A 12,800-nucleotide genomic window follows, 5' to 3' on the forward strand; every position below is an offset into this window, starting at 1 on the left:
CCATCCCTAAAGGGAATCAAGACCGCATGCGGGATTCGTCTCAAATGCCCCGACCACCTCGAATAATGCTGAACCCTCTGGCGACACTGCCACGGTAAAGCGTTGTGAAAAAAGGTTCTGGAGTTACGGAACCGCAACGAAAAGGAAAGTGACACGTGGCACGTATTGCCGGCGTAAACATCCCGACTGCAAAGCGGGTACCAATCGCCCTCACATATATCACCGGTATCGGAAACACCTCGGCCAAAGCGATCTGCGAAGCCGTAGGCATTGAAGCGCACCGTCGCGTCAACGAACTGTCCGACGCCGAAGTTCTGGCCATCCGCGAGCACATCGATGCAAATTTCACCGTCGAAGGTGATCTGCGTCGTGAAGTTCAGATGAACGTCAAGCGCCTGATGGACCTGGGCTGCTATCGCGGTCTGCGTCACCGCCGCAACCTGCCGGTTCGCGGTCAGCGTACCCATACCAATGCTCGTACCCGCAAAGGCCCCGCAAAGGCCATTGCCGGTAAGAAGAAATAAGGGAGGGTCTGACCGATGGCACGTGACAAGACTCGCGTTAAGCGCAAAGAGCGTAAGAACATCGCATCGGGCGTTGCCCATGTGAACTCGACCTTCAACAACACCAAGATCCTGATCTCGGACGTACAGGGTAACGCCATTTCGTGGTCGTCTGCCGGTACCATGGGCTTCAAGGGATCGCGGAAATCGACACCCTACGCCGCACAGATGGCTGCAGAAGACGCAGGCAAGAAGGCGCAGGAACATGGCGTCAAAACGCTCGAAGTCGAAGTTCAGGGCCCCGGTTCGGGTCGTGAATCGGCTCTGCGCGCGCTGGCTGCAGTGGGCTTCAACATCACGTCGATCCGCGACGTGACCCCGATTGCTCACAACGGCTGCCGTCCGCCGAAGCGTCGTCGCGTCTAAGCGATTTTGAATTAGGCTGGGGCCCGTGTTTTTGCACGGCCCCAGCACGTCATTTTGAACCTCGGGCGTCTGCACCTTGTTGGTCATGGGGCGCGGACAGGAATGGAGGGATTACATGATCCATAAGAATTGGGCAGAATTGATCAAGCCGACCCAGCTTGACGGCAAGCCGGGCAACGATCCGGCACGTCAGGCAACCCTGGTTGCCGAGCCGCTGGAGCGTGGCTTTGGCCTGACTCTGGGCAACGCGTTGCGCCGCGTTCTGATGAGCAGCTTGCAAGGCGCGGCCATCACCAGCGTTCAGATCGACAACGTCCTGCACGAGTTCTCCTCGGTCGCAGGCGTCCGTGAAGACGTCACCGACATTATCCTGAACCTCAAAGGCGTGTCTCTGCGCATGGAAGTCGAAGGCCCCAAGCGCCTGTCGATCAATGCCAAGGGCCCTGCCGTTGTCACCGCAGGCGACATCAGCGAAAGCGCCGGTATCGAGGTTCTGAACCGCGATCACGTCATCTGCCACCTGGACGATGGCGCCGACCTGTTCATGGAACTGACCGTCAACACCGGCAAAGGTTACGTCTCGGCTGAGAAGAACAAGCCCGAAGACGCACCCATTGGCCTGATCCCGATCGACGCGATCTATTCGCCGGTCAAAAAGGTTGCCTATGACGTTCAGCCGACCCGCGAAGGTCAGGTTCTGGACTATGACAAGCTGACCCTGAAGATCGACACCGACGGTTCGATCACACCTGAAGACGCGCTGGCCTTTGCCGCTCGTATCCTGCAGGACCAGTTGTCGATCTTCGTCAACTTTGACGAGCCGGAATCGGCTGGCCGCCAGGACGAAGATGATGGTCTGGAGTTCAACCCGCTGCTGCTGAAAAAAGTGGACGAACTGGAACTGTCGGTTCGTTCGGCAAACTGCCTGAAGAACGACAACATCGTTTACATTGGCGATCTGATCCAGAAGACCGAAGCCGAGATGCTGCGCACCCCGAACTTCGGCCGCAAGTCGCTGAACGAGATCAAGGAAGTGCTGTCCGGCATGGGTCTGCACCTCGGCATGGATGTCGAGGATTGGCCGCCCGACAACATCGAAGATCTGGCCAAGAAATTCGAAGACGCGTTCTAAGTGTCTCTTTAGATCGAAGATTGAGCCGGGCGTGCCCGGCTCTTTTTTTGGCTGGATACTTATTTCACGAAATCATGAAATAGACTTGCATTTATCTTATCCAATGGGCTAACCGCTAAGCTGAATTCCCTTAGTCGGATAAGTGAATTGATGACTGATCCTGAGAGCCTGCCAAACCTTGAAGATGCTCGGTTTCGATTTCCGGACCATGAGGCCTTGTCCTCTCCGCTTCGTTCGTCTCATCCGCCGCGCATCCTGTTGCTGCATGGGTCATTGAGAAAGCGCTCGTTCTCCCGGCTTGCTAATGAAGAAGCCGCCCGAATCCTGCACCGCTTGGGATGTGAAACGCGCGTATTTGATCCATCGGGCCTACCCTTGCCAGATGATGCCGAGGCTGACCATCCAAAGGTACAAGAGCTGCGCGATCTAGTGACCTGGTCCGAGGGTATGGTCTGGTGCTCACCCGAGCGGCACGGGTCGATGACCGGGATCATGAAGGCACAGATTGACTGGATACCGCTGTCTATCGGTGCGGTACGTCCGACCCAAGGCAAAACGCTTGCTCTGATGCAGGTCAGCGGTGGGTCTCAAAGTTTCAATGCCGTCAATCAGATGCGCGTGCTCGGGCGTTGGATGCGGTGCCTGACGATCCCCAATCAAAGTTCGGTCGCGCGCGCCTTTACCGAGTTCGACGACGAAGACCGGATGAAGCCGTCTGCCTTCTACAACCGCATCGTTGATGTGATGGAGGAATTGGTTAAATTCACCTTGCTGACGCGGGATTTGAAGGACTATTTGACGGATCGTTACAGCGAACGGGTGGAAAGCCCTGAACAACAATCCGCGCGTGTAAACCAGCGCTCGATCTAAGCGAAAAAGGCCTGAATTTCAGGCTTGCTGAGCAGAAGAGATTCGCGTAAAGGACGGCATCCGATCACGGGCAACCGTGACCGACCCTGACGGGGCCTTCGGGCCCCTTCGCATTTTGGGCAAACCCGCCCCAAGGAGAGCTTCTGACGCGCATCGGAGGCCGGACAAAGCAAAACGTGAAAGAAGGAATTGAAATATGCGTCACGCACGTGGTTATCGCCGCCTGAACCGTACTCATGAGCATCGTAAGGCTCTGTTTGCAAACATGGCTGGCTCGCTCATCGAACATGAGCAGATCAAGACAACTCTGCCCAAGGCAAAAGAACTGCGCCCGATCGTTGAAAAGCTGATCACCCTGGGCAAACGCGGTGACCTGCACGCCCGCCGTCAGGCCGCAGCGCAGCTGAAAGAAGACAAAGACGTCTCCAAGCTGTTCGAAGTTCTGGGCCCCCGTTATGCCGAACGTCAGGGCGGATATGTCCGTATCCTGAAAGCAGGCTTCCGCTATGGCGATATGGCGCCGATGGCGATCATCGAATTTGTTGATCGCGACGTCGACGCCAAAGGCGCGGCAGACAAAGCCCGCGTTGCTGCCGAAGAGGCCGCAGACGAAGAATAAGATTTGGCCCTGGGCCAGATTGGAACCTCCGTTCGGGAAACCGGGCGGAGGTTTTTCGTTTAGGATAGGCTCTTGCATTCGCGGCTACGGCTCCGCATATCTTCGGCCAAGTCCGATAGGAGGCTGCATGATCCGTACCGTTATCGCCACGTGTCTAATAATGCTGTGCGCGCAGGCCTCCGCCGAAACCCGCGTTCCGCAATCCCAGGCCGAGATCGGTCTGGGATTTGCGCCGGTGGTCAAAACGGCAGCACCTGCCGTAGTGAATATATATGCCAAAATCGTGCGCGAGGGTCGGAGGCAATCGCTGTTCTCCGATCCGTTTTTTCAGGATTTCTTTGGTAGGGGCTTTGGCGAACCGCGACCGCGTGTTCAGAACTCATTGGGTTCGGGTGTCATCCTGTCTGGTGATGGATTTGTCGTATCCAACTACCACGTCGTCGGATCAGCCACCGAAATACAGGTGGTGACGACGGATCGCCGAGAATACTCCGCCGAGGTCGTGCTCGGGGACAAGGAAAGCGATATCGCCATTTTACGGCTGGAAGAGGCCGCGGGCCTGCCATTTCTACAGATGCGCGACTCGGATCACGTTGAGGTTGGTGAATTGGCACTGGCCATCGGCAACCCGTTCGGTGTGGGGCAGACGGTGTCTTCAGGCATTATTTCAGGGCTTGCGCGTACCGGGACCGCGACGGGAAATGCGCGTGGGTATTTCATTCAGACCGATGCAGCAATCAATCCCGGCAATTCTGGCGGTGCGCTGATCGATGTGAACGGCGACCTTATTGGGATCAACACCTCGATCTTGACCCGTTCGGGCGGGTCGAACGGGATTGGTTTTGCCATCCCTGCCAATCTGGTGGCTGAGTTTCTGCGACAGGCGCAAGCTGGTAACGAGAGCTTTGTTAGCCCCTGGGCGGGTATGGCCGGTCAACACATGAGTGCGGATATCGCCGAGTCTCTGGGCATGGTTATCCCACTGGGCGTCGTGATTTCCGACCTGCATGCGCTCAGCCCGCTGGCAGATGCGGGCCTACAGGTCGGGGATGTGGTCACTCATGTCGATGGGGATGAAGTGAACTCTCCGGCTGAAATGAAATTTCGGATGGCCGTCGCGGGGGTTGGCGGGAAATCGGTGTTGACCCGGCTGCGCGGAGAGGATCAGGCAGAGATTGAAGTGGCTTTGATCAGGGCGCCTGAAACCCCCGCCGCAAATGAGACCACATTGGATGAGGATACCGCGCTTCCAGGGTTGACGGTGTCTGGCATTAATCCGGCCGTGATCGTGCGGCTGGGTTTGACACTGTCGCAGACCGGCGTCGTTGTTGTTGATCCCGGTCCTTATGGCGCGCGGGCAGGATTGCGCGCCGGCGATGTTGTGGTGGATATCAACGGCTCGGGTATCGATGCACCCGAGGATGTTGTTCAGGCTTTAACCGATCCGGGTCGCAGAGTTCAGATTGCGCTTGAACGGGGTGGTCGCGCGATTTCGTTGCGGTTCAGGCTGTAACCCGTGAGTGATCTCTTCGATACTGGTTCCGCCGCGCCCGCAGCCTCGCCTCATCGTCCACTGGCGGATCGCTTGCGACCGCAGTCATTATCTGAGGTGATCGGGCAAGAGCAGGTTCTAGGCACAGAGGCGCCGCTTGGAGTGATGTTGGCCTCGGGTAGCTTGTCCAGCCTGATCTTTTGGGGACCTCCGGGTGTCGGTAAGACGACCATTGCCCGGCTGCTGGCCCAGGAAACCGATCTGCATTTCGTGCAGATCAGCGCGATTTTCACGGGTGTTCCGGATCTGAAAAAGGTGTTCGAAGCCGCCAAGATCCGGCGTCAGAACGGACAGGGCACTTTGCTGTTCGTCGACGAAATCCATCGATTCAACAAAGCGCAGCAGGATGGGTTTCTGCCGCATATGGAAGATGGCACGATCCTTCTGGTGGGCGCGACGACCGAAAACCCGTCGTTTGAGCTGAACGCGGCGGTTCTCAGTCGATCTCAGGTGCTGGTACTGGAGCGCCTCAGTCTCGTTGATCTTGAGCGCCTGACCCAACGCGCCGAGAAAGAGCTGGATCGCGCATTGCCGCTGACGTCTGCCGCCCGCCAAGCGCTACAAGAGATGGCTGATGGTGACGGGCGCGCGCTATTGAACCTGATTGAACAGGTTACCGCCTGGAAAGTGGACGCCGATCTGGATCCCGAGGCTTTGTCAACGCGCCTGATGCGGCGTGCCGCAAAATACGACAAGTCGGGGGACGAGCATTACAATCTGATCTCGGCCCTGCACAAATCGGTACGCGGATCGGATCCGGACGCAGCGCTCTATTGGTTTGCGCGGATGCTGACCGGTGGTGAAGACCCGCGCTATCTGGCGCGCCGGATCACGCGGATGGCGGTCGAGGATATCGGCTTGGCCGATCCGCAGGCGCAATCGATTTGCCTGCACAGTTGGGAAACCTATGAGCGGTTGGGCTCGCCCGAGGGTGAGCTGGCGCTGGCGCAGGCTTTGGTCTATCTGGCGCTCGCTCCGAAATCGAACGGGGCCTATGTGGGGTATAAAGCGGCGATGCGGCTGGCCAAGCAATCGGGCAGCGAACCGCCGCCCAAACATATCCTGAACGCGCCGACCTCGCTGATGAAAGATCAAGGGTATGGGGCAGGCTATGCCTATGACCACGATGCCGAAGATGGGTTTTCGGGTCAGAACTATTTCCCGGATGATATGAAACGCCCGGTGCTCTATCAGCCGGTTGAACGTGGGTTCGAACGGGAGCTGAAAAAACGGCTGGAGTATTTCGCCAAGCTGAGATCCCAGCGCAATTCGGGCTAGGCTTGACTCTGCACCCGATGCGCGCGACAGACGCGCATGATTTCTAAGGCACTGAAACAAGCACAATTCGGGCGGATCAGCCGCGCGGAACAAGGGGCAATGGCATGAGCGGCGTACAGGTGATCACCGTAGCAGAGGGCGATGGCGACCAGCGGCTGGATCGTTGGCTGCGCCGCCTGTTTCCTCATGTCAGCCAGGGCCGGATCGAGAAGATGTGCCGCAAGGGTGAACTGCGCGTCGATGGTGGGCGGGTAAAAGCCTCGACCCGGTTGGAGGTGGGGCAGTCCGTGCGTGTGCCTCCGCTGCCGGACGCGGATCACAAGCCCGCAGTCGTGAAGCATCGTGTCTCGGATGCGGACGCGAAGATGATCCAGTCCTGTGTGATCTATAAGGATGACCATGTTCTGGCGTTGAACAAGCCGCATGGCCTGCCGGTTCAGGGCGGCAGCGGTCAGACCCGCTATGTGGACAGCCTGTCCGAAGCGTTGCGCTTTGGCTATGACGAGAACCCGCGTCTTGTGCATCGGTTGGACAAAGACACATCCGGCGTTCTTTTGATGGCCCGCACGCGCGAGGCCGCCAAAGGACTAACCGCAGCGTTCCGGCATCGCAATACGCGCAAGATCTACTGGGCCCTCGTGGCTGGTGTGCCAACGCCTTATCTGGGCGAGATCAAGACCGGTCTGGTCAAAGCGTCAGGGCATGGCAAACAGGGCGAGGGCGAGAAGATGATCGCCGTGCATCCCAGCGAAGTGAACGATACGCCTGGGGCAAAGCGCGCACATACGCTCTATGCGACGCTCTATCGGGTCGCGGGTAGGGCGGCCTGGGTCGCAATGGAGCCTGTGACCGGGCGAACCCATCAGTTGCGTGCACACATGGCGGCGATTGGCCATCCAATCATCGGCGATGGAAAATATGGCGGGTCCGGGCAAGAGAACCTTGGCGACGGTTGGGGCGCGCAGTTGGGCGGGATCATCAGCAAGAAGCTTCATCTGCATGCGCGCAGCCTTTCGTTCGAACACCCTTCGAGCCGAAAACCTATCTCGATCACGGCACCCTTGCCCGAGCATATGAAGCATAGTTGGGAGACATTGGGCTGGACCGTAGATCTAGCCGCGGATGATCCGTTTGAGGAACTGCGATGAGCGCCCCTTTGCGGTTGGTCCTGTTCGATGTGGATGGCACGCTGGTCGACAGTCAAGGTGCTATTGTTTCTGCGATGGCTGCATGTTTTCAGGCGCAATCGCTGCCAATTCCAGATCGTACCGCGATCCTGTCCATCGTTGGCCTGTCTCTGCCGCACGCAATGGCGCGCCTAGCACCGGATCAGTCGGAACAGGTTCAGGGCTCATTGGTCGAAGGGTACAAAAAGGCATATCATGCGCAACGGTTAGAGCAGGGGGCTGCAAGCTCACCGCTTTATCCCGGCGCGCGAGAGGTGATTGAACGGCTCCACACACAGCCCGAGGTGCTTTTGGGAGTGGCTACAGGCAAATCTCAGCGCGGGCTTGAAGCGCTGCTTGAGGCGCACGAGCTGGAACGATATTTCGTAACCCGCCAAGTAGCGGACCATCACCCATCCAAGCCACATCCTTCTATGATCGAAACGGCCCTGGCCGAAACCGGAGTGACCGCAGCACAAGCCGCGATGGTCGGCGATACCAGTTTTGACATGGATATGGCCGCTGCCGCGCAGGTTGCCGGGATCGGTGTCAGCTGGGGCTATCATGATCGTGCAGCTCTGGGCGCGGCGCGATATGTAGTCGATACATTTGAGCAACTGCCAGAAGCGCTGGCTAATATCTGGGGCTAATGAAATGAGCGACTGGAAGCCAAAGCGGTTCTGGACCACAAGCGCTGTTGTCGAGGCGGACGGGGGGTATACCGTTGAACTGGACGGCCGCCGGGTCAAAACGCCAGCAAAAGCTGCGTTGATCCTGCCGACGCGTGCCATGGCCGAGGCGGTTGCCCAAGAATGGGACGCGCAAGAAAAAGAAGTTGACCCGGCCACGATGCCGTTTACCCGTTCTGCCAATGCCGCAATCGACAAAGTTCAGCAACAGCATGGCGAAGTTGCCGATATGCTTGCGGATTACGGTGACTCGGATCTGCTGTGTTATCGGGCGACCCATCCCGAAACCCTGCAAAAACGACAGTCAGACGCGTGGGACTCGGCCTTGGATTGGGCTGCTGACACACTGAACGCACGGCTCTTTCCGATCGTGGGTGTGGTACACCAACCGCAGGCCGCTGACGCGTTGCAGCGATTGCGAGGTCGGGTGCACGAGCAAAGCGCGTTCCAACTGGCCGCGTTTCACGACCTCGTCAGCCTGTCCGGGTCATTGATTCTTGGTTTTGCGGCTGCACAGAATTGGCGCAAACCGGACGAGATATGGCGCATTTCGCGACTGGATGAGCTTTGGCAGATTGAGCAATGGGGCCATGACGACGAGGCGCACGCCGCCGCCGAAGTGAAAGAAGCCGCCTTCCTGCATGCAAAGCGCTTCTATGACCTCTCTACTTGAGACTTTTTGGCGTCAAATTGTGATTTCAGCCCGAATAATACGTAAATTCACCTATCGTTTTCGCTGATCCGGCCCTTGACGTTTGTTGATGAATACGCCCAAACTCGTGCCACTAAAGGGGAGAGACCTTTTGGGTAACCTTTCCGGCGCGGCAGCGCTGGGTCGAACCGTCTCAACTAGAGGCGGAAAATCAGGAAGAGGTAAAAATGAAAAAATCCGTAATCTTGGGCATGGCAACAATTGCCGGCCTGGCTGCTGGTGCGGCTGCGGCTGCGACCGTTGACGACGTCAAAGCACGCGGCAAGCTAAACTGCGGTGTGACCACCGGTCTGGTTGGTTTTGCGGCGCCCGACGCGAATGGCGAATGGCAGGGCTTCGATGTTTCCCTATGCCGTGCTGTTGCTGCAGCTGTATTAGGTGACGCGAACGCAGTTGAATTCGTTCCGACCACCGGTAAGACACGCTTTACCGCGCTGGCGTCCGGCGAGATCGACATGCTGGCACGTAACACCACTTGGACCTTCAGCCGCGATGTCGATCTGAAGTTCGAATTCGTCGGCGTTAACTACTATGACGGCCAAGGCTTCATGGTTCCCAAGGCACTGGGCGTAAGCTCGGCCAAAGAACTGGACGGCGCGACCGTATGCATCCAAACCGGCACCACCACCGAGCTGAACCTGGCGGATTTCTTCCGCTCGAACAACATCAGCTATGAGCCGGTTCCGATCGAAACCAACGCCGAAGCGCAACAGCAGTACCTTGCTGGTGCATGTGACGTTTACACCACCGACGCATCGGGTCTGGCCGCAACCCGCGCCACGTTCGAAAACCCAGGTGACCACGTGCTGCTGCCTGAAATCATCTCGAAAGAGCCGCTGGGCCCGCTGGTCCGTCACGGCGATCACGAGTGGGGCGATGTTGTCCGCTGGACCTTGAATGCACTGGTCTCGGCTGAAGAGCTGGGTGTAACCTCGGCAAACATCGATGAGATGGCTGCTGGCACCGACAACCCGGAAGTCAACCGCCTGCTGGGTACCGAAGGTACTCTGGGTGAGATGCTGGGTCTGGACGCTGACTGGGCCGCCAAAGCTATCAAAGCTGGTGGTAACTATGGCGAAGTTTTTGCCAAGAACATCGGTGAAGAAACCCCGATCGGTCTGGCACGCGGCCTTAACGCGCAGTGGACCGAAGGTGGTCTGCTGTATTCGCCGCCGTTCCGCTAAAACCCACAGAGGAGAGGGCGCAGGGCAACCTGCGCCCTCTTTTCCATCAAAATGCTACGGGCGGCTCAAGAGCGGGGAAAACCCTGCCGGTTTATGAAGCGTCCGAAATGCACGGGGATTCCAAAATATGTCGACTATGACTGACCCGCCGAAAGCTGACTTTCGGTTGTCTATGCTCATAAACGATACCCGCTATCGCTCGCTGACGTTTCAGGTGATCGCGGCCATCGTTATTGCGCTTAGCATCTGGTATCTAGGTAACAACCTGATCCAGAACCTTAGGGCCGCCGGCCTTAACATCTCTTACTCATTCCTTGGCGATCCGTCTGGGTACGATATTAACCAACGCCTCATTGAATATGACAGCCAGTCTTCACACGGGCGTGCGGCTGTTGTCGGCATTCTGAACACTCTGCTGGTGGCCTTTCTGGCCTGTATCACTGCAACTGTATTTGGTGTGATCGCCGGCGTTCTGCGCTTGTCCAACAACTGGCTCGTCTCAAAGCTGATGGCGGTTTATGTCGAGATTTTCCGGAACATTCCGGTTCTGATCTGGATCATCATAATCTTCACCATCATGACGGCGGTGCTGCCGGGACCGCGTGAGTTCCGAGGTGAGAACCCCACTTCGAGCATGGTTTTGGATCTCTTCGCATTCACCAACCGCGGCGTCTATATTCCGCGCCCGGATTTCGCGAACGGGTTCTTCAGTTCGGCTTTCCTGAACTGGGTTCTTGTTCTTGCCGTTTTGGTCGGGTCCTGGTTCGTTTCCAAAGAAATCGAGAAACGCGCCACCATCAAGCAAGAGGAAACAGGCGAGCGTCCCAAGACCTTGCTGCCAAAACTGGCGGTCTGGTTGGTTCCTTTCGTAATCCTGATGTTCCTGATGGGTCTGACCTGGAATGTCCCCGAGTTGAAGGGCTTTAATTTCAGCGGTGGTATCAAGGTCGGTGGTCCGCTGATCGCCCTTTGGTTTGCCCTGTCGATCTACACTGGTGCCTTTATCGCGGAAAACGTCCGCGCAGGTATTCAGGCGATTTCAAAAGGTCAGACCGAGGCTGCGTCGGCTCTGGGCTTGCGCCCGGGTCGGGTCATGAACCTCGTGATCTTGCCGCAGGCGCTGCGGGTGATCATTCCGCCGTTGATTTCGCAATATCTGAACATCACCAAGAACTCGTCTTTGGCAATTGCCGTTGGTTATGCGGATATCACCGCGACCCTGGGGGGTATCACGCTGAACCAGACAGGCCGCGCTATCGAGTGTGTTCTGCTGTTGATGCTGTTCTACCTGACAGCGTCGCTGCTGATTTCGATGGTGATGAACATCTACAACGCATCCGTCAAGTTGAAGGAGCGCTGAGCCATGAGTGATCAAACGACGAATTCGATCGCCTTCGTGGCAGAAGGCACAATCCCTCCCTCTCCGCCACCGGCAAATGAGGTTGGTGTGGTCAAGTGGATGCGCGAGAACTTGTTCTCGGGAGTCGCGAACACGATCCTGACGGTGATCTCACTGATCCTGATCTACCTCATTTTGAAGAATACACTGCCGTGGATTCTGAATGGGGTGTGGAATGCCAACTCGCTGGCGGAATGTCGCGAGATTCTGGCAGGGAAAACCGGGGCCTGTTTCGCGGTCCTGACCGAGCGTTGGCCACAGCTGATATATGGGTTCAAATACCCTGACGAGGCTTATTGGCGGCCAAACCTGGCCTTTGTGCTGATGCTGGTTGCGTTTGCGCCGGTCCTGTTCTTTGACCTTCCCCGCAAGATGCTGATCTTCACCGGCCTTTATCCATTCCTTGCCTTCTGGCTGATCTGGGGTGGTACTATCCTTGTGCCGTTGGTTGCGCTGATCGGCTGTGTCGCCGCAGGCTTTGTCTTCCAGAAACTGGGCAACAAGAGCTTTGCCGCAGGCTTCTTTGGCGCCATCGTCACTGCGCTGATCGTCTGGAATGTCGGCGGGGCGCTGATCCCAGAGGGCGCGTCAGAAAATGCGTGGCTGACCTATGTTCCAAGCCGTGATCTAGGCGGGTTCATGTTGAACATGATGCTGGGTGTGACCTGTGTGTCGCTATCAGTACCGCTTGGGATTGCTCTGGCTCTGGGACGCCAGTCAACGATGCCGCTGATCAAATGGGTCTGTGTCATCTTCATCGAGTTCATCCGCGGTGTGCCTCTGATCACGCTGCTGTTTGTGGCTTCGGTGATGCTGGCTTATTTCTTCCCGCCTGACAGCACGGTCGACCTGTTCCTGCGTGTCGTGATCATGATCACCATGTTCTCGGCCGCCTATATCGCCGAGGTGATCCGGGGTGGCCTGGCCGCTCTGCCGCGCGGACAGTATGAGGCAGCAGATAGCTTGGGCCTGGATTACCCGCAGGCGATGCGTCTGATCATCCTGCCGCAGGCTCTGAAGATCTCGATCCCTGGTATCGTGAACGTGGCCGTTGGCCTGTTCAAGGATACCACACTGGTTTCGGTCATCTCGATGTTCGATCTGGTGGGCATGATCCGGGGCCCCATCCTGGCGTCGACCGAGTGGAACGGCGTCTATTGGGAGCTTTTGGGGTTTGCCGCGCTTCTGTTCTTCGTCGTCTGTTACGGCATCTCTCAATATTCCCAGTGGCTCGAGCGTCGCCTTGCCACGGACCATCGTTAAGGAGTTC

At 57.4% G+C, this 12,800-nt stretch carries 13 protein-coding genes; all 13 read left to right on the forward strand.

Annotation, left to right across the window (positions count from 1 at the left end):
• Nucleotides 1-155 precede the first annotated feature (155 nt).
• The 13 genes from rpsM (at nt 156) to ACR0NN_RS16615 (ending at nt 12,793) form a co-directional block, all read left to right on the forward strand.
• On the forward strand, nt 156-524 hold the full coding sequence (gene rpsM, locus ACR0NN_RS16555; protein WP_008757392.1) for a 30S ribosomal protein S13: 369 nt from the start codon (nt 156-158) through the stop codon (nt 522-524).
• Between the two features lie 15 nt (nt 525-539).
• The gene (rpsK, locus tag ACR0NN_RS16560; RefSeq protein ID WP_008757289.1) at nt 540-929 is read left to right on the forward strand and encodes a 30S ribosomal protein S11; all 390 of its coding nucleotides are present in this window, start codon (nt 540-542) and stop codon (nt 927-929) included.
• A 115-nt stretch (nt 930-1,044) separates the two neighbouring features.
• Nucleotides 1,045-2,061 carry a DNA-directed RNA polymerase subunit alpha gene (locus tag ACR0NN_RS16565; RefSeq protein WP_010437127.1) on the forward strand — a complete coding sequence of 339 codons (1,017 nt, stop codon included), beginning with the start codon at nt 1,045-1,047 and terminating at the stop codon, nt 2,059-2,061.
• A gap of 150 nt (nt 2,062-2,211) precedes the next feature.
• The gene (arsH, locus tag ACR0NN_RS16570; RefSeq protein WP_170727708.1) at nt 2,212-2,931 is read left to right on the forward strand and encodes an arsenical resistance protein ArsH; all 720 of its coding nucleotides are present in this window, start codon (nt 2,212-2,214) and stop codon (nt 2,929-2,931) included.
• A gap of 196 nt (nt 2,932-3,127) precedes the next feature.
• Nucleotides 3,128-3,550, forward strand: coding sequence for a 50S ribosomal protein L17 (gene rplQ, locus ACR0NN_RS16575; RefSeq protein WP_170727711.1), 423 nt, complete (start codon nt 3,128-3,130; stop codon nt 3,548-3,550).
• A gap of 127 nt (nt 3,551-3,677) precedes the next feature.
• Nucleotides 3,678-5,063: a trypsin-like peptidase domain-containing protein gene (locus ACR0NN_RS16580; protein WP_170727715.1), complete on the forward strand. Its 1,386-nt coding sequence runs from the start codon at nt 3,678-3,680 to the stop codon at nt 5,061-5,063.
• Between the two features lie 3 nt (nt 5,064-5,066).
• Nucleotides 5,067-6,380, forward strand: coding sequence for a replication-associated recombination protein A (locus tag ACR0NN_RS16585; RefSeq protein WP_170727717.1), 1,314 nt, complete (start codon nt 5,067-5,069; stop codon nt 6,378-6,380).
• A gap of 104 nt (nt 6,381-6,484) precedes the next feature.
• Nucleotides 6,485-7,528: an RluA family pseudouridine synthase gene (locus tag ACR0NN_RS16590; protein WP_170727719.1), complete on the forward strand. Its 1,044-nt coding sequence runs from the start codon at nt 6,485-6,487 to the stop codon at nt 7,526-7,528.
• Nucleotides 7,525-8,196, forward strand: a complete 672-nt coding sequence (locus tag ACR0NN_RS16595) for an HAD-IA family hydrolase (protein WP_170727723.1) — start codon at nt 7,525-7,527, stop codon at nt 8,194-8,196. The genes ACR0NN_RS16590 and ACR0NN_RS16595 overlap by 4 nt, the downstream gene beginning before the upstream one ends.
• Before the next feature lie 4 nt (nt 8,197-8,200).
• Nucleotides 8,201-8,908, forward strand: coding sequence for an ATP12 family protein (locus ACR0NN_RS16600; RefSeq protein ID WP_170727726.1), 708 nt, complete (start codon nt 8,201-8,203; stop codon nt 8,906-8,908).
• Nucleotides 8,909-9,114: 206 nt separating this feature from the next.
• Nucleotides 9,115-10,131, forward strand: a complete 1,017-nt coding sequence (locus ACR0NN_RS16605; protein WP_170687286.1) for an amino acid ABC transporter substrate-binding protein — start codon at nt 9,115-9,117, stop codon at nt 10,129-10,131.
• 127 nt (nt 10,132-10,258) lie between these two features.
• Nucleotides 10,259-11,491: an ABC transporter permease subunit gene (locus tag ACR0NN_RS16610; RefSeq protein ID WP_170727728.1), complete on the forward strand. Its 1,233-nt coding sequence runs from the start codon at nt 10,259-10,261 to the stop codon at nt 11,489-11,491.
• A 3-nt stretch (nt 11,492-11,494) separates the two neighbouring features.
• Nucleotides 11,495-12,793 carry an amino acid ABC transporter permease gene (locus ACR0NN_RS16615; protein WP_170727730.1) on the forward strand — a complete coding sequence of 433 codons (1,299 nt, stop codon included), beginning with the start codon at nt 11,495-11,497 and terminating at the stop codon, nt 12,791-12,793.
• The last annotated feature ends 7 nt before the right edge of the window (nt 12,794-12,800 follow it).

It is taken from the genome of Ruegeria sp. BA2 (genome assembly GCF_056539605.1).